Source organism: Mesorhizobium sp. M0563 (genome assembly GCF_040321065.1).
In the GTDB taxonomy this organism is placed as follows: domain Bacteria; phylum Pseudomonadota; class Alphaproteobacteria; order Rhizobiales; family Rhizobiaceae; genus Mesorhizobium.
In genome coordinates this window covers 1-17,320 of record NZ_JAMYQV010000012.1, presented here as the reverse complement: position 1 = coordinate 17,320, position 17,320 = coordinate 1, and the positions used below count along the sequence as shown (strand labels likewise).

18 protein-coding genes are annotated in these 17,320 nt (G+C 62.4%); 4 read left to right on the top strand and 14 right to left on the bottom strand.

All coding sequences use genetic code 11. The annotated features are described in order from the left end of the window. Positions 1-2: 2 nt before the first annotated feature. The 11 genes from NKI50_RS16590 to NKI50_RS16540 form a co-directional block, all read right to left on the bottom strand. The gene (locus NKI50_RS16590) at positions 3-563 is read right to left on the bottom strand and encodes a hypothetical protein (RefSeq protein WP_245278793.1); all 561 of its coding nucleotides are present in this window, start codon (positions 561-563) and stop codon (positions 3-5) included. A gap of 302 nt (positions 564-865) precedes the next feature. After that, a complete protein-coding gene (locus NKI50_RS16585; protein WP_023723056.1) occupies positions 866-1,306 on the bottom strand; it encodes a hypothetical protein in 441 nt (146 codons plus the stop codon). After that, positions 1,306-3,792: a hypothetical protein gene (locus NKI50_RS16580; protein ID WP_352717130.1), complete on the bottom strand. Its 2,487-nt coding sequence runs from the start codon at positions 3,790-3,792 to the stop codon at positions 1,306-1,308. The genes NKI50_RS16585 and NKI50_RS16580 overlap by 1 nt, the downstream gene beginning before the upstream one ends. Continuing rightward, complete coding sequence (locus tag NKI50_RS16575) at positions 3,792-4,283, bottom strand: hypothetical protein (RefSeq protein ID WP_023723058.1); 492 nt, start codon at positions 4,281-4,283, stop codon at positions 3,792-3,794. Before NKI50_RS16575 ends, NKI50_RS16580 begins: the two co-directional genes overlap by 1 nt. Before the next feature lie 2 nt (positions 4,284-4,285). Then, entirely contained in the window at positions 4,286-4,951 is a 666-nt protein-coding gene (locus NKI50_RS16570; protein WP_031195435.1) for a hypothetical protein, read from the bottom strand. A 247-nt stretch (positions 4,952-5,198) separates the two neighbouring features. After that, positions 5,199-7,655, bottom strand: a complete 2,457-nt coding sequence (locus tag NKI50_RS16565) for a phage tail protein (protein WP_352642944.1) — start codon at positions 7,653-7,655, stop codon at positions 5,199-5,201. Further along, positions 7,652-8,254: a phage connector family protein gene (locus tag NKI50_RS16560; protein ID WP_352642942.1), complete on the bottom strand. Its 603-nt coding sequence runs from the start codon at positions 8,252-8,254 to the stop codon at positions 7,652-7,654. Before NKI50_RS16560 ends, NKI50_RS16565 begins: the two co-directional genes overlap by 4 nt. Before the next feature lie 287 nt (positions 8,255-8,541). Beyond that, a complete protein-coding gene (locus NKI50_RS16555; RefSeq protein ID WP_023718157.1) occupies positions 8,542-8,787 on the bottom strand; it encodes a hypothetical protein in 246 nt (81 codons plus the stop codon). A gap of 213 nt (positions 8,788-9,000) precedes the next feature. Then, positions 9,001-9,990: a Coat protein gene (locus tag NKI50_RS16550; RefSeq protein ID WP_352496020.1), complete on the bottom strand. Its 990-nt coding sequence runs from the start codon at positions 9,988-9,990 to the stop codon at positions 9,001-9,003. Between the two features lie 87 nt (positions 9,991-10,077). Beyond that, positions 10,078-10,986 carry a hypothetical protein gene (locus NKI50_RS16545; protein WP_352642940.1) on the bottom strand — a complete coding sequence of 303 codons (909 nt, stop codon included), beginning with the start codon at positions 10,984-10,986 and terminating at the stop codon, positions 10,078-10,080. A 278-nt stretch (positions 10,987-11,264) separates the two neighbouring features. After that, entirely contained in the window at positions 11,265-11,837 is a 573-nt protein-coding gene (locus NKI50_RS16540; protein ID WP_352642938.1) for a hypothetical protein, read from the bottom strand. Between the two features lie 110 nt (positions 11,838-11,947). Here NKI50_RS16540 and NKI50_RS16535 point away from each other — a divergent pair, with 110 nt between their 5' ends. From NKI50_RS16535 to NKI50_RS16520, 4 genes are all read left to right on the top strand, one after another. Then, positions 11,948-12,136 (top strand): type II toxin-antitoxin system HicA family toxin, encoded by a 189-nt coding sequence (locus NKI50_RS16535; RefSeq protein WP_352496017.1) that lies wholly within the window; start codon positions 11,948-11,950, stop codon positions 12,134-12,136. A 4-nt stretch (positions 12,137-12,140) separates the two neighbouring features. Continuing rightward, on the top strand, positions 12,141-12,542 hold the full coding sequence (locus tag NKI50_RS16530) for a type II toxin-antitoxin system HicB family antitoxin (RefSeq protein ID WP_023718152.1): 402 nt from the start codon (positions 12,141-12,143) through the stop codon (positions 12,540-12,542). A 194-nt stretch (positions 12,543-12,736) separates the two neighbouring features. After that, complete coding sequence (locus NKI50_RS16525; RefSeq protein ID WP_023718151.1) at positions 12,737-13,054, top strand: YMGG-like glycine zipper-containing protein; 318 nt, start codon at positions 12,737-12,739, stop codon at positions 13,052-13,054. Between the two features lie 242 nt (positions 13,055-13,296). After that, entirely contained in the window at positions 13,297-13,599 is a 303-nt protein-coding gene (locus tag NKI50_RS16520; protein WP_352589714.1) for a hypothetical protein, read from the top strand. A gap of 19 nt (positions 13,600-13,618) precedes the next feature. Here NKI50_RS16520 and NKI50_RS16515 read toward each other — a convergent pair whose 3' ends face one another. From NKI50_RS16515 to NKI50_RS16505, 3 genes are all read right to left on the bottom strand, one after another. After that, entirely contained in the window at positions 13,619-13,942 is a 324-nt protein-coding gene (locus NKI50_RS16515) for a Bbp19 family protein (RefSeq protein ID WP_352589711.1), read from the bottom strand. Beyond that, the gene (locus NKI50_RS16510; protein ID WP_352717126.1) at positions 13,939-15,675 is read right to left on the bottom strand and encodes a portal protein; all 1,737 of its coding nucleotides are present in this window, start codon (positions 15,673-15,675) and stop codon (positions 13,939-13,941) included. The genes NKI50_RS16515 and NKI50_RS16510 overlap by 4 nt, the downstream gene beginning before the upstream one ends. Positions 15,676-15,951: 276 nt before the next feature. Next, positions 15,952-17,103 carry an acyltransferase family protein gene (locus NKI50_RS16505; RefSeq protein WP_352516075.1) on the bottom strand — a complete coding sequence of 384 codons (1,152 nt, stop codon included), beginning with the start codon at positions 17,101-17,103 and terminating at the stop codon, positions 15,952-15,954. Positions 17,104-17,320: the final 217 nt, after the last annotated feature.

Genomic DNA, 17,320 nt, shown 5'->3' with positions numbered 1-17,320 from the left:
GGCTAGCCGAGGCTTCCGAGCGCCGCCAGCGCAGCGAACGCCGCGGCGTGGTTGAGCTTGTCATGGTGGAAGGTGAAGCCCATGTCCAGCTCCTGCAGGAACCGCACCGGCGAAAGCGCGAGCAGGAGGACAGCGGCCAAGGTAAGCAGAAAAGCGATCCTTGCCATGGTCGCAAAAGAGTCGTAACGGAAGCACATTCTCATCAAGGAACTTGAGACGGCTACCCACATTTCGGCGTTGGCTGGGCTAGCCGGCACATCGACCGGGATTAGATCCGCCACCGGGTCCCCCCGTCGCGCAGCTTCGACCCACTCTTCCATGGCGCCGATATATCCATCCAGCGCCTCGTATGGAGTCTTGGCGTCCTCACAAGTCAGGTATGTCGGAGGCACATCGCCTACGATCACCCATACCCACGGATCCACTTCCGGCCTGCCAGGTACAATCTCGAAAAGGAAAATATATATTATGCCGTCGGCCCATACCCAAGATATTCTCCCTTGATGTCTGAAACCAGTCATAAAACTCAAGATATTTTCGGGCTTCCAGACGTGCAGCATCAAGCTCTTCATCGCCTGTGCTTTTGTCAGCCGACGGCAAGCGGGTGACGCTAGTCAAGTCGGGTTTGACGTCGCTATAATTTCGCTCGACCACTTGTGTTCCCTTTCATTTCTTGCTTGAGCCATCTTCTTCTTGCCCAGCGAGCATAGTCTCCTGCATCGCTATGGTGTTTAATATGATCTGCTCTCGCACGATGCGTGCCCTCGGTCGGCCAGCGCTTTCTCGTGAGACACATCCATATTCAGCGCTGCACAGGCTTGTCGCGAGTGCGCTGCACGGCTCTACCGGAATGGGCTCGCAAAGCTCAACGCTGCTCATGCCAAATGTCGAACGGCTTGATGGTAGCTGAAGGGAGACCTCGTTCATCAAACACATCGAAGACTCGCTCTGATAAGACGAGGTCAAGGTTCTTGGCGATGCCGAAGTCATCGTGACCCGCCTTCCCGCTCACCTTCAGCCACACGAAAGATGGAAGCTCTACCTCGGGCTGCTGTTCGCGAAAATCTTCGGACGTTATGACTTCAACAGGGGCGAATGCCGCTCCGGTGAAGCCGATTTCTGACAATGCGTGCGCGGCCTCTTCCGTCACGAGGAAACATGGAAAGCTTGTTATAAGAACATCACCGATCCATCCCTCCATCTGGTACACAAGCTTGCTCACGATAGGAGGGTGGACACTGGTATCCATGACAGTGCCGTCGCCCAATCCGCCGGCCACATCGGGCAGAATGTCAAAGTATCTCATCAGTCACCTATTGGTAGATAGAACAAATGTCCATACTTCTTGTCGATTTCAGTAACATAGTCAAGGACCTTCTGGCGAGTAGCATGAGGGTTTTTCTTATAGAAATATTCCCACTCGTTCCGAATGACCTTCTGGTGCAAATTTATGTCGAACTCGTTCCGGATTCCACGAAGATTCTCGATTGAATGCAGCTCTTGCTCTGCAAAAAGCCCTATATAGTCGCTTTTGTTGAGACTAGGATTCGCGTCGAAAAAGGTTTTTCGATAGTCCTTGGATGGAGCCCACCCAACCTTCGCCCCGGCATGTTTAACTTTGGACGTATCCCTAGCAAGCATCGCACCTAGTAACGCGGTATCAAAGGCACTATCGGACATTTCACCGGCTCGCGTCTTCCGGCGTGGGATTGGTGGCGAGACCGAGCGCGCAAGCGCTTGCTGGTGCCTAAGGGTTTCGGCATCGACCCCACGAACAAGTGCCTCGCCGCCTTCGACTAGGTCAGTCGGCCGCCTCGAAAATATTGAGAGTTTCTCTACCCAGGGCTTGGCAATCTTCGCCGCGGCGCGTTCCAGGGCCACCACCGCCAACCTATCGCCAGGAATTGCGCCCGCGGCATTGAGCAGTGTTTGGTCGTAGTTGCCTTCCAGCGCTGCATTTCCAGCCTTCTCCAGTGCAAATGACGTCCCCAACGGCGTGAAGTCGGCCACCGAGATGCTGTCTTCGCCAAGCCCATCGGAGCCCACGAGTTTTTGCGCGAGAAGACGCCATAGGCTCCCCCGCTCACTGTCGCCGGCTATCAATCTCCCGAGCCACTCTTGATTCGTCGGTAAGTAGTTGGTGAGTTCCGCGTTTGATACCGATCGTCCTGGCTCGACAGTGTTGGCTAAATCGAGCAGCATCATCGGGTCGACTACAGCTGCCCGGACCGACCTGTCCGCGATGCTGTTGTCCGTTTGGGACGCGCTGGTCTGAAACAGGTGGCTCAGCACCGCTTCGCGCGCGGCTTGATTCGGTAGCGCGGCGAACACATTGCGCAGCTCTGCGGTCTGGTGTTGCGGCTGGGCCTTGAGTCTGCCGACAATGTCCTCAGCGACAGAGTTGGGTAGCGGCTGGGCGGTCTCAAAACCCAACTGTTGCTGGGCGGCGATGGAGCCAATGATCGCCGCCCGATAGTCTCCCGGCTTCGACAGGTTGCTCCAGGCCGCATCAAGGTTCGCGAATGCCTCGCGGACATAGCCGCCCGGATCGGCCTGCCTGGCCTTGAACGTCAGGTCCGCGGCGGCGGCGATAGCGTCATGGCGTGCCTTGTCCACTTCCGGCGTTGAACTATCTGCGGTGGGGTCGGCGTCCTTGACCATGGCCCGCACGGCGTTATTCGACAGGTCGCGCATGCCGTGGAATTGGCGATTAACCTCAACGGTCCTGTTGAACGCCTCGAAGCGCCCGGCGCCTTCGGTAGCGCCATAGAGAGCGACGAATTGTTCCGGCGTTGGGATCGGGCCGGAATAGGTTCCACTGTCCCTGATGTCGGCCGGCGCATTCTGCTCGGCCAGGATAATGTTTGTGCGTTTTTCGACTTGCCGCATCGCGTCGGCGGCTCGGGCCTGCTGGACCAACCCTGGCCGCTCTTCGGGGGCAATGTCGTCCCCAAAGGCCTGCGCCGACCTTTCGTCCGGCGTAAGCTTGCCTACCCGGTCACGGAGCGAAGCCGGTGCGGCAGTTCCATCCGCCGGAGGCCCACTCACAGCCTCGACGGTATCGTCCTTGGTCTTGCCGTCCGTTGCGGCCAACACCGCCCCCAGCATCTCGGCAGCGCGCTTCGGATCCTGGGCGATCATCGCCTGGACGAGCGCCTTTGCCGCGTTGCTGCGCCAGGCGGCCTCGGCCGCTTGCCGGGCCACCGGGCTGCCCATCTTGCCGATCAGTTCGAGCCCGCTCCGCCTGATCGCCTCGAATGTGTCGCTGTCGTCCGGGTCGCCCTGCGCGATGGCGCTTGTGTAGCCGTGCTCGACCTTGGTCCACTCGGCCTGCTCGTAGTTCTGGCGGCGCGCGTGCTGCTGCGCGGCCATGCGCGCCGAGCCGGCCAGCCGCAACGCCTGCTTTTGCGCGAGGAAATTGGCGCGTTCGCCCTCCGGCACTTTCGCCGCCGTGTCGTCGAAGATCTGGTCGAACAGGCCGGGCTTGACGACGCCGTCGCTGCGCGGATCGAGCTGGCCATACATGAAGTCGTGCAGGCCGCCGCCGTCGGCCGGCGCGGGCTGCACCGCCACGGCCTCGGCGTGCGCGATGCGTGCGTTCAGCTCGCGGCCGATAATGTCGGCGTCGAACGCATCCTGCTGCTGCTTCTGCTGCCGGAAGCGTTCGGCCACCGCCGAGAGCTCGTCGCCAAAGCCTTGCATGGCGGCGCCCACCGGCGAGCCGTTGGGATAGGAGGCCACAGTGTCAGTATCGAGCCGGCGCTGGGCAAGCTGGAGCGGGATGGTGGCCATCAGTAGAGGCCTCCGCCCGGCGCCGGCGGGAAGGCGCTTCTGCCGAACGTCACCGCCTTGGCCGGGTCGTAGAGGCCGGCAATGCCCGATACGAGGTTGCCGCCTGCCTTGAAGATCGAGGCGCCCACCGCCTGCCTGCCGGAAAAGCGCGCGATCGCCGCCTGCGTGCCGAGACCGTTCTGGCGCAGCTGCGAGCCGTACTGGATCGCCTTGAGGTCGAGCTGGCCCTGCCTGGCATTGGCGGCCAGCACCTCGGTCGGCGATCCCGCCATGGCGACGCCCGAAGCGCCGGCCTGGGCACGCGCCTGCGCCTGCAGCAGGTCCTGCTTATGGCGCTCCTGGCCCTGCTCGAAGGCCGAGCTTTGAGCGTCGGCCCGCGCCTGCTGTTCATAGGCTTTGGCCTGGTAGTCGGCCATCTGCCTGGACTGCTGGCCTTCCGCCAGCGCGCCGCCGACCGAAAGCGCCGTGCCGATAAGAGCTAGTGTGCACATGGTCAGCCTCGTTCGCCGGCGGGAATGAATTTGCTTTTGATGCCGTCGACGGGCGCGCCGATCGAAGGGCGCCGGTCGAGCACGCCGCCGGGACTGAGGAAGGACAAAAGCAGCCGGTCGGCCTGGATCGCCGGGCGGCTGAGCCGCGTGGGTGCTGTGGCCCGCGGGCCGGCCATGGCTGTGCGCCGGATGGTGGTCAGGTTGACTTTGACCCCGGCGGCGCCGTCGGACACGCCGTTGGCGGCGGTGACGGCGCGGCTCAAGGCATCGGCCGCGAACAGCTCCTGGCGCAGTTGCTCGATCAGCCAGTGGACCGTGCGCCAGCGCTCGCCGAGCGCCTCGGCGTTTGTCCTGACCTCGTCGCCGTGCGGCGGCGTGTCAGCGCAGGGTTCGGCGGGGGGTTCGTCCAGGGGGGCGCCAACGCGGCGCTCGTCCGCGTCCTCGATAGTTTTCTCGATCAGCGCAATTTCAGCGGTGCAGTCGTCCAATGCGGCACGCGCCGCCGTCAAATTGCCGGCGCCGAAGATCGCGTGAAACTTTTCCGTTTCCAGCTCGCCCTTGCGGGCGATCGCATTGTTGAGGTCGGTGTCGAGCAAGGCGATGACGGCGGCAAAATCGGCAGCCGTCCGCGCCCTGCCGAGGTCTTCGGCATGGGGGAGTTGGGTCACGGGTGGTTCCTTCTTGAGGGAGGACATCGCAGCTGCCAATCTCCCCCCTTGTGGGGGAGATGCGCGGCAGGGCAGAGGGGGGCGCGAAGGATCGCGGCGGCTTTAGCTAACTGCGGTCAGGCCAGAATGGATAAGGACGTAATTACGATTGGTCGGCGGGACAGCGCCCCTCTCTGTCCTGCCGGACATCTCCCCCACGAGGGGGGAGATCGGCCGTCGTCAAGAGTTTCGCCAACCTGCAATGCGTCTAAGGCTCGGCGTCGAACACCGGTGTCATCGCCCTGATCGTGCAGGGCGTCGGATTGACGTGGCGGATCTTCACCCGCCCCTGCCCTTCCCAGCTGTCGTCGATCGGCACCTCGACATTGCCGGTGAACAATTTCGCCATGGCACCCGGAGCAACCACGGACGGGATGCGAACCTGCTCCCATCGGCCGCGGATAAACGACTGGACCTGAAGCCCGGCGATGTCGGTTTCCAGCAGCGAAAGAATGAGCTTGGCGACCTTCTTGCGCCGGCCGACGATCGAGCCGTCGCGGCCGCCGACGTCCAGCTCCAGCGTGTTGGCCTCGGACTGGTAGCCGAGCCCGACCTGCCATTTGGCGGCGGTGGCGCCGCCGGGCAGCATCACCTGGCCGGAAGCGACCGTGAGCCCTTTGTAGACCTTGCCGCCGGCCAGCACGTCGACCGCCTGGCCTTCGAGATGATCGAGGCCGGAGACGACATTGACGGCAGCACCCGAATAGGTCAGCCCGCAGTCGACCTCGAAAGCGTCCTCGATTGCCGCATATTCGAACGGCACGGTCTTTATTTCGATATAGCGCCTGGTCACGCCGCCGATCGTGCGCTTGACGATCAGCCACAGGTCGTCATTGCCGTCCTGGCCGGGCGTCACCACGGCGCTTTCGACAACGGCCCAGTTGGATCCTGCGAAGCTTCCGGCGATCTGGTGGATATGCATGCCGCGCACGTCTTGCGACGGCTGGTGCGTGTAGCCGCCGAGTTCGCCATTCCCGAGCGGGAACCAGAGCAGCGGGTCGGGGTCGGTCTGAAAGGCGAGTTCGACGACGCCTTTCTTCGGAATGTGCTCCGATATTTGACCGACGTCGTCGGAGGTGAAGCGGCCGGTGGCGTTTTGTGTCAGCTCGGCGATCGATTTGCGGGAGCGGGTGACATAGAGGAACGACTGCCCCGCATCGACAGGACGCATCGGGGCACAGCCGAAGGTCCGCGACCGGCGGTTCTTGAACGAGGACGGTGTCAGCGCCTCGTCGATGCCAGAGCCGGACAGCGCCCTCACCCCGCCAAGCGTTCCGATGATCAGCGCACCGTCCGATTCCGCCACCCACGTGATGTCATTGGCCTGACCGCCGCCGGCCTGCACGAATTCCAGCGCGTCGGTGTCTTTCTCGCCGGTGGCGAAGTTGTCGAAATCGCCGGTTTGCGAGGCATAGACCGAGAATTTTCGGCTGAACGCCAGGCGCTCCTCGTAAAGCGAACCGCTCTGCACGTACTTGCCGGGCACGAACGTGCCGAGACGCCAGCGGATGATCGGGCTGAGATCGGGCAGAGCATGTCCATACAACTGGACCGTGACCACCGTCATGCTGGTGCGGGCAGTGACCTTGGCCCAGCGCCAGAAGCCATCCGCGCCAAGCAGACGAATGGCGCGGCCGACATCGCTCGTCTGGAAACCAGTGCCGTCATTGATACCGACGGCCGAGGAGGCCGAGAGATCAAACGGCGTTTGCGACGGCGCGTATTCGTGCAGGGCCAGTTCGGCGATAGCGGTTCCGTCGCTGTCGCCGCCCGAAAACAGCAGCTGATAAAATTCGTAGGCAACCGTGTTGTTGAAGCCGTCGAAGAAGCGGGTTTCCGATTTGGACCAGCCGGTCTCTCCGTCCCGGCTGTCGAGCGTCGTCCAGTCGGTGCCGTTGTGCGAGGCCTGGAATTGCCACTGGGTCGGCGAGACAGTGTCTGAGTGATCATTCGTCGCGGTAATCCAGTAGGCGTCGACTGTCTTGGCCTCGCCGCCGCCGAACTGGTAGCGCAGATACCCGCTCGGAAATCCCGCTATGTCCACCCCCTCCTGCTTGTCGCCGTCGAACACCTGCCACACGTCGGATGAGCCGTTGCTGTTGCTGACCGTGCCGCTTGGCAGCGTATTCGAGGTCATGACCGGCATGGCGTTGCCGGTTGCGGCCGGCGTCAACGTCATGGCGGTGGTGTTGATCTTGTCGTATGGGCCGTCGAGGAAGACGAAATCGGCGAGCGTCCAAGTCGTGTGCGCGGTGCGCGTCAGCACCTTGACCGGATAATCCTTGTGGGTGATCCACATCTGGTCTGCCGACTGCACGAATTGCAGGTCGAAGAGATCGGCCTCGAGATAAGGGGCCGCCACCTCGACCGTACCGACGCGGGCGCCATAGGCGTAGACGCGGATGTAAAGATCGCCGAATTCGAGCGCATAGGCCTGATCGGCCGAGAAGATGAACGGGATCAGCCGTGTCGCCTTTGACGAGTCCTTCACCTCCCCGCAAAAATACGTGCCGCCGCGCTTTCTGATGCCGCCATGCGGCAGCGTGACGAAGTTCGTGCATTTGGACAGCGCCGCCCGGTAGAGCTCGAGCGAGGCGCGAGCGTGCAAGCGGGGAGAAATCTCGCCGCGGATGAATGCGTCCTGGACCGGATAGAGCGTGGTCATCGGCCGGCGAACCTGTTGTCGCCGCGTTGGAAAGCCCAGGACATATTGGAAAATCTGCCGCCGCGCTGGATGGCATTGGCCGAGTAGGCGGCATCCAGCGCCCTGTCATAGGCGCTGCGAGCGACGTCGATCATGCCGGACTTGTGGGTCAAGGGATGCGCGATCTTGATGGTGAGCGCCGCAATCAGCACCTCGGTGAACAGCGCGTCCCAGTCGTTGGGGTCGGTCAGGTTGGCGATATAGCGGATGATGCGCGGCCCGGCCTGATCGGAATAGACCAACCCGGCCTCCTGCCGCCATGAGAGCGGCACGCCGTCCGGCTCGCCATTATGGGTCAGCGGCAAGGGCCGCAGGCAGTCGGCGGGAAGTTCATAGGCAAAGTTCAGCGTGCCAGCGCCGCTGCCGGTGTCGAAGCCGGCGACCGAGGCCGCCAGGATAGCGAAGACATAGGCGTGCTTGGTCAATTCGGCCTCGCGGGTCAGGTCGAAGTGCAGATTGAGCAGACGCGCCGCCTTGGCGTCCTGGTCGAGGCTGTCGATCGGCGCCTCGTCGAGCACGGCGAGCGCCATGTTGGCGATGTCGAGCGGGGTGATGGCCATGGCTCAGGCCTCTGTCTGTGTGGTTGGTCGGGGAAAACGGGGCATGGTGCCTCCACGGCAAAAAGCCGCTTCAAGGCGGCTGGGGATTTCTTGTGATTGTGGCTTGGGCAGAACGTTGCACGTCTCGTGCAGGGAGCCGTCACGATGCCAGCCGCCCGTCAGGGAATGGGTGGCACGTGCTGCGTGATCCGTCTTTTTTCCATTCGAGCAAGGAAGACGGCAATGCTTCGGTTATTGCGGTTTCACGACACCGCCGCACAATGCGGCGATGTCTTGCCTGGATTGAGTCAGCCGATGCGTGCGCTGGTCGAGATCCCTGTTTCGGCTGACTTGGCAAAGACGCTTGCTTTCACCCTTCCGATACCTCCCGCCATAGCCAAGCCCTTGTCCAGGGCATCTTGAAGACTTGGTGTGTAGTAGGCGGTGTCCTCCAGACCGCTGAAGAAGTTTATGCGATGAACTTCCCCCTTCTTGCTCATGACAATGCCCGCTTTTCGGAGCACTTCCTGAACTGTTTTGTACTTCACGTTCATAGTTACCTCCCTTGCTCAGACAAGGCAGCATCGCCCTTTCTTGTAACTGTTTGGTGCCGTCGATTGGCCAAACGAGCAACATGAACGTTGTGGCGAACCGCAAAATTCGCATCACTCCGGCGCGGCGCAGCGGGTGAACTTGGGATTCGCCACACCGGCCGACCTGGTGTCCAGAAGGGGCGGGACGTCTGATGCCCGCCCCTTCCGGCCGGATCAGGCCTCCATCGTCTTCAGCGCGATGAACGTCATGTGCTTGACGCTCGACGCCGTGCGGTCCCAGTTTGCCGCCAGTGCCAGCTCGGCATCGGTGGCGAATTCGCCGGCCGAGGACGCGTCGAGGAAGCGGGTGCCCGGCACATGCGGCACGAAATGCCGGCGGCCGACCATTTCGGTGACGCCGCCGCCATGGCCCTGCCGCGGCTTGCGGTCGAACTCGAGCGGGCCGCCTTCGGTGTTGACCGGCAGCTCGTTCCACAGGATCGCCTTGTCCTTGAACATGAAGGCGGTGTAGACGCCGCCGGCGACCGGAATATCGTCATCGACGACGGCCCTGAGCCCCATGTAGTAGGGGATCAGCGGCCCGCCCTGCTCGGACGACGGCACATAGTCGATGAGGTCGGCGAGCTTCAGCGCCTTCATCTGTTTCGAATGCATCCAGATCGTCTTGAACTTGTCGGCGCGGTCGCCCATCAGATAGGCTGCCTCGATGATGTCGGTGTCGACGATGGAAGCACCGGTAACGCGCACCAGATCGCTGCCGTCATTGGCGATGTTGTCGGCCAGCACGCCTTTCAGGATGCCGAGCAGCGTCAGCTTGTTGGCGCGCTGCCAGTAGTCGGTCTGGCGACGCACGATGAGCTTCTGCGGATCGTCGCCGGCAAGGATCGAAGTCAGGTCCGGGATGCCCCAGGCCTGCGCACGCACATTGCGGGCCGCGACTTCGCGGCGCGCACCGATCTTCTTCATCTCGATCGAGTCGGCCGGGTCGTCATTGACCGGCTCCGAGGGATCGTTGCCGAGATCCTTCCAGCCGGGCATGTCGACGGAACGCCCGCCCAGGCTGAGCTTCGAGGCGATGGCCGGGTCGGAAAACAGGATTCCGGCTTGGTAGATCTCCAGCGACTGGACGTGCTCCTCGAACGAGTATTGCGCATAGACGGACGGAACGATCGCGTCCGCGATGCGGGTATAGGCGTCTGCCATTTTTGTCTTCCTTCAGGTTTGTGGGGATTGGCGGACCATGATCCAGAAAAGTGGAAACCGGTTTTCGGAAAAGATCATGGTCCAATTTCAGAGAGGGTTGTTGGGCATCCATAGATCGGGGTTTTCGCCGGCCTGGCGTGCCAGCCGCCGGGCACGGGCGGGGTCGCTTTTGACCAGCGCCGAGATGCCGGTCAGGTTGCGCTCGCCGGCAGCATTGCGCTTGAAGGGATTGCCTCCACTCAAGGCCGCGCCGCCGTCGATCGTGTCTTCGCGGAACATCGCCTCGCCGATGGCGTGGAACGCCTTGGCGATCTGCGGGTCGGTCAAGGCGCCATCCGGCAGAAGGATGCCCTTCGCCTTATAGGCATTGACCAGGCCGAGCTTCTTCATCGCCCTGTTGGCGACCTCGAGCTTCTGGCGAAAGCCATCGCTGCCGGTCGGTCCCCAATCCCGCACAAGGTCGTCGTGGGTCGTCTCGACCGAGCGGGCAACGGCCATTTGCTGTGCCTTGGCCTGCTCGGCCATGTAGCCGACGAAGCGGTCGTGATAGGCCTGCGCGACCTTCGGGGTAGCACCTGCCTCGACTGCCCAGGCCTTGGACGCATTGGCGAGCTCGTCCGAATAGGCGAAGTTTTCGGGGAGCCCGTCGGGGCGCCTGTACTCGACCTTGTCCGGCGAGGTCAGCGGACGCATCGCCTCGGGCAGTCGGGCATGGAACCTGTCCCAGTCTTCCGCGGCTGCATCGGCTGCCGGAACGCGCAGGCTCTCACCCTGCTGCCGCTCCAGCTCCGCATAAGAGGTGAAAACCCGATCGAGGCTTTCAGGCTTGGTCCAGCCCTTGGTTTCAGCAAGCTTGCGGTTGCCTTCGGAAAGACCGTCAAACCAGCTTTTGGCCGCAGGCGGGGCGGACCCGTTGTCCCCGTTGGCCGGTGGCCGTGCAAGGTTGCCCGCCGGTGGCGCCGCCACCACGGACCCGGCGTCTGCCATATCTGTCATGAAAAGATTCCTTATGTTGAGGTTTAGAGAGAGCCAGCGGCGAAGCTGCCAATCTCCCCCTCGTGGGGGAGATGTCCGGCAGGACAGAGGGGGGCGCGAAGGAACGCGAGGATCCGGTGCACTTCGTCACCAACGCCCCGGGAAAGATTGCAAGCACGAATCAGCTGGATAAGCCGGCGGGACAGCGCCCCCCCTCTGCCCTGCCGGGCATCTCCCCCACGCGGGGGGAGATTGGCCGTCACTTCCGCTTTCGCCAATCACCCATATCTGGAGGGAACCTAGATATTGTCGCCCCAGTTCTCCCAGAGCAGCGTGATAGTGCCGGTGACGGCAACCGTGCCGTCAGCGTCGATATCCGTGCCGGTGGCAAACGCCAGGTTGAGATAGAGGTCGACCGGCGTCACGGTGCCGTCGAGCGTAGCGGCTGCGGCAACATCGGCAATCGATGCGCTCGACAGCGCGGCACCCGCGCCATCCAGCGTACGGCCGGTCGCGCCCAGCACATTGACCATGGTGCCGGCAAGCACAGCGCTCAATGCTGCCGTCGAGCCGAGCGACCAGGTTAGCGCGGCATTGTCGTTGATGGTCGACGCGCGGGTAGTCAGCACCGCGAACTGCAATCTTGCCGTGCCGCCCTTGATACGGATCTTGCCATCGATGAAATCGAACAGCTTCTGACTGGCATAGGCCAGTGCATCGGTGACCGGCACCGGCATGGCATTGAAGGAGAAGACGGTGCGGTAGGCGCCGCCCTGCCCGGTCGTCCTGGCGGTAAGCCCCGCCTTGGGCGGGGCAAGGCCGGCTTCTCTGGCGGCGGCACGCGAAAGCGTCCGGGGAAGACCTCGGGTCATCTGGTATCTCCATTTTTTGGGGATTTGAGGAAGGTTCAACTGGACCGCGGCACGTAATCTGCCGCAAATCTCATGGACATTTAGGCCTTCTGTGTGTATCTATACACAACATGAAGAGCGCCGATGTCATTCATAGGCTGCTGGCGGATGGCTGGTACGAAGTGGCTCGAAAAGGAAGTCACGCCCAGTTCAAGCACAAAGCCAAGCCGGGCCGCGTGACAGTTCCGCATCCCAAGCGCGACATCCCGATCGGCACTCTGAAGAGCATTGAAAAACAATCCGGCTTGAAGCTGAGGTAGAGAAATGCGGAACTACATCGGACTGATCCACAAGCAAGCGGACAGCGACTTCGGCGTCTCCTTCCCCGATTTTCCGGGCCTGGTGACAGCAGGCGTCAATCTGGATGATGCCCGCGCCATGGCCGAGGAAGCACTGGCCTTTCATGTCGAGGGGCTGGTCGAGGATGGCGAAGCAATTCCCGAGCCGTCGTCCCTGGAGGAAGTGATGTCGGACAAGGACAATCTGAGCGGTGTCGCCATCCTGGTTCCCTTGAAAGCCGAAGCGGCGAAAGTCGTGCGCGTCAATGTCACCATTCCGGAAGATATCCTCGATCAGATCGATCGATATGCAGAGCGCCACGGCTACAGCCGATCCGGATTTCTGACCGCTGCGGCAAAAAAGGTGATGCAGATCGAGGCAGCGTAGCCCCTCGAAGGTCGATTTGAGATGAAGCTCTGTGGTCTTGTTCGGTTACATTTCTTTCCGAAACCGAGCTGTCAGACTAAAACAACCATGTCTTATTTCGTGAGGCTCAGTGCCTATGTTCCGCCGCAAATGCCACCGCACTTGGCAAAATCGGCCCGTGTATTAGTTCATAGACTTCAAGGGAGTACCAGACGATGACCATTTCCAGAGCCATTGCCGCCATGCTCGTAACCGCCGCATTGGCAGGCTGCGCCCAGACCGAAGCACAGCAGAGAACCAGCACCGGTGCGCTGCTCGGCGCCGGCGCCGGTGCGCTTGCCGGCCAGGCGATCGGCGGCAACACCAAGAGCACGGTCATCGGTGCCGGAGCCGGCGCCTTGCTGGGCGCCGTCGTCGGCAACGCCACCACGCCGCAGCCGCGCGGCGAACAGCTTTGCCGTTATCAGGATCGCAACAGCGGCCGCATCTACACCGCCCCCTGTGACGACCGCTATTATAACGGCGATTATTGAGCGTGCCCCCTTCTCCCCGTTCTGCGGGGAGAAGGTCCCGGCAGGGGGATGAGGGGCAGCGCAAACTTCTGACATGCCGGCTCCGCCCCTCACCTGCCTGCCGGCATCATCTCCCCGTAGAACGGGGAGATGGGCGCAGCTTCAGCCTCGGCGCATCCTTTTTCCCCGATGATTTGGTCCTTCCGCTGATTAAACGTCGGCGCTATCGTCTGCTATCCAAAGGGGGCGACGATGCGATTTTGATGACCTCACTGCTGGCTGTTTGTTCGGTTTCCGCACACGCCAGACAGGCTGTCAGTGTTGAGCGGATTGACGAATGCCTGGTCTTGCCGGTGGCCGCTGTCGACAATCGTGTCAAAGCCACTTTCGAGGTGACACTGGACAAGGCCGGCAAGATCAAGTCGGTTACGGTTGTATCCTACGAACCTCATTCGGAAGCAGCGGCGGAAGCGGCCCGACAACTTTCGAAATCGGTCCAGAGGTGTTGGCCGCCAGGCGTCAAAACCAGCCCGTTGCGACTCACCGTAGATTTGAGCAAGACTTAGCCACAGGTCCTCCACCACCCTACCTCCCCTCCAGCCTCGCCGCCTTTGCCAGCGCCGCCAGCTGCGCTTCGTCCAGCGTCAAAAACCCCATAATGTGCTGCACCACTTCGGCCCGCGCATTGCTCAGCGCACTGTGCAGCTCGAAGCCGTTCGGCGTTTTTGTCTTGGCCAGCCACTCGCCATAGGACGGGCGGCGGTAATAGCCGGTCGCAGCCGTGAGGTCGGCCAGCACCATCTCGCCGTCCTGGCCTGAGAACACCCTGAGATAGGCCTTGGCCAGCGCATCTTGCGCCTTGGCCGGGCCGCCGGCCTGGCTGGAATGGGCGAAGCGTTTGCCACTCATACGCCCTGCCCGCCCGAAGCATCTTGCACACCCTGCGGCATCAGCTCGCCGAGTCCATCCAGCAGGCCGCTATCGCGCGCCTGTACGGCCGCCGGCACCGCATCCCTGGCGACCTTGCCGGCGGCGGCGACCGCCGCCATGCCGGCCTGTTCCTGCTGCGCTTTGGCTCTGGCATCGCGGATACCGGCCACCTCGTCCTGGCGGCGAAAGATGCGCTGCGGGCTGCGGCCCGCGCCCTGCACGATCTTCAGTGCTTCATCGCCGTCGATGTTGTCCATGATGCCGGGATCGAATTGCGCCATCTGCATGGCCGTCGTCACCACCTGGATGGTGTCGCGGGCTTCGGCCGAGCGGCGCAGCACGTCGAGCGGGCCGGTGAAGGTCGGCCGCAGCGCCTTGCCGGCGAGGCTCGCCGGCGGCAGGAAGCGGCTGTCTTCCTCGTAAAGTCCCTTGTCTTCCAGAATACCCAGCTCGCGGTCGAGATTGCTGGCAAAGCCGGCCTGGATGATCGAGCCGCTCGGCCCGAGCAGCGCGCCCTTCTCCTCCTGCCGGATCAAGGCCTCGGTCGCCGTCATCTGCGGGTTCTGCACCAGCGTCTGGAACAGGTTGACGAACATCATGTCGCGGATCTCCTCGGCCCGGCTGTCGGCATAATTGAACGCATAGGTCGGGTTCTGGCCGGTGGCGATGGGCGCGATCAGCGGCCGGCCGGCATCGTCGATCAGGCCCGGATAATTCTCGCCGGGATTGAGCACCGGCACATAGTCGAGCCGCGCCTTGGACGCGGTCGCCGGATCGGTGATCTGCTGCAGGGCGCGCAGGCCGGAGCGCCGCACGGCGTTCTCCTCGCGCACCGTCGTCAGCGCCTCGATGGTCGGCGAGATGCCGTAGGGATCGCCCTCGTAGCGGCGCCAGCACGATACCGGGAACGAGCGAAAACCGCTTTCCCTGACGATCACCTCCTCGTCCTCGATGACGTGATAGGAAGCGAACGCCGTATCGAGATACTGATAGGTGCCGCTCAGACTGTACATCTTGCGCTCGTCGCGCGGCTGGATGCACTGGATCAGCGAGATCTTCGTCTCGCATTTCGAGGGGTCGTCGACCAGAACCTTGATCCGCACCGGCAGCTTTTCATAGCCGAGCAGTTGCGCCGCCTGCCGCGCCGTGCGCTCGTAGCGGCGGTGGAAAATATCGACCTGGCCCCAGCGGTTGCGCGAGAGATAGCCCTCGACCACGGGGATCGAGGCATAGCGGATCAGCGTGCCGCCAAAACCCTCCTCGGCGTAGAGATAGGCTGGGCCGTAGCGCACGACATTGCGCAGGCATGCCTGTGTTGCCGGCACGAAGTTCGAATTGGCGGAGTAGCGCAGCGAAAACAGGAAATCGCGCAGCGCTTCCGCCCATTCCTTTTCCTCGTCGGTTTCCTCGTCGTTGATTGCCGCGGTCGACAGCCCATGCCATTTCTCTGACTGCGGGATGATCAGGCTTTCCAGCCCGGCGGCCAGCCGGTTGGCGGCCGAGTTGATGGTGTTGGCGTAGACGCGCGCACCGCGCCGCTCCTGCCGTTCGGCCTGCGAATCCGTGCCGGCCTGGCGGCGGCCGCTCCACATATCGGGCGCATCGGGGTCGCAGAATTCGGACACCGCCTCCCAGACATGCTCGTACTGGCTGCGTTCGCTCTCCAGTTCTGCCTGTCGCGACAGAATATCGCGAGCACGGGAATCGCTCATGGTCAGCCTCGCTTGATGGAATTGATTGAAAAGAAGCGGCGGGACGCCGAAGCTGCCGATCTCCCCCCTTGTGGGGGAGATGCCAAGTGGTCGCAAAGAGGGCAGGACAGAGGGGGGCGCTGTCCCGCCGACTTCTCAATGCAACAGCGCGTCCGGGCTTACCGCCGGCAGGTAATTCTCATCCAGGCATTCTCAAAGGGCGGCGATCCTTCGCGCCCCCCCTCTGCCCTGCCGGGCATCTCCCCCACGAGGGGGGAGATCGGCAGTTTCAGCTGATCATGCGCTGCCCTCGAGCGCCGGGCTCCGCCCAAAACGCTGCACCACGAAACGTCCCATCTTCTGGCCGGGCACTTCGATCAGCGTGTAGGTGATCCAGGACAGCAGGCACACCACCGGCAGAACGACGACAGTGACGACCGCAAAGCGCAGCGGCGCCGACAATTCGTGGCCGAACTGGGTGATGACCAGGGCCGCGACCGGCTGGAGAACCAGCAGATGGATCAAATAGATGCTGAAGGAAAGCTCACCCATCAGATGAAAGAACCTGTTGGCGAGCGTCATGGCGATCTTTCTGGCCACGATGCCCATCATTCCCGGCAGCATCCGGTAGAGAACCAGGGCAAAGAAACCCAATACGAGCGCTTCCCGCATCAAAAGCTTGCCAAGCCCATAGCCGCCGCCGAAGGGCAGCGCGGCCAGAGCCATGGCCAACGCCAGATATGCGAAGGGCCGCTTTTGCCTTTGATGGACGACGCCCGCCAGCAGCATCCCGCACAGGAAAATCTGCATCTTCAGCGGCAGGAACGACGGCATCGGAAAATGCACCGACAATTGCCCCATCAACAACACGATCGCGCTGCCGGTGGCCGCGACCAGAATGGCGCTCCATACCCAGTCAAGCCTGCGCACCAGCAGCATGATCGCCGGAAACACCGCATAGAACTGCATCTCCAGCCCGAGGCTCCAGTCCGGCAGCGGCGTGCGATAGGCGAAATTCGGCACCAGGCCGAACAGGAACAGCAGATGGGCGCCAATATTCTTCAGGCCGCTGTCGAGATAACGCTCGGGCGCCTGCGGCGACCTCAGCAGGAACTCGTCGATGACCATCCTCGACTGGTAGAGATAGGGGCCAAGCGCCAGGGCAGCGAACAGCATGATGTAGAACAGCGGCGCTATCCTGAAGTAGCGGCGGGTCCAGAATTTCAGCCAGGTTTCCGGCCTTTGCCAGGGCTCCTTGTCCTGGCGCAGCTGGTAATGGAACACCATCAGGAAGCCGGACAGCATGATGAACAGATCGACGCCGAGGTCCGGTTCGCCGAGGATAGGAACCTGCCAGCCGGTCAACAGCAGGCAGTGCCCGATAAGCACCCAGATCGCGGCGAGCGCCCGAAGCCCGTCCAGGCACTCGATGCGCGATGTTTCCGTCATGCCGAACTTCTCGATAGCCATGTTGCAATGCAGCATGGCGGCTGAGGGAAGAATGTCAACCGTGCGGAAGGAACACGATTTGCGCTCGGTTGTTACGGAAAACGCGGAAGCTGCGATCTCCCCCCTCGAGGGGCAGGGCTATCGCATATGAGTGATGGCATTGATGAGATAGTCGTCGTTCCAGGCGCATTTCTTGATGCGATGGCTGATGGGAACT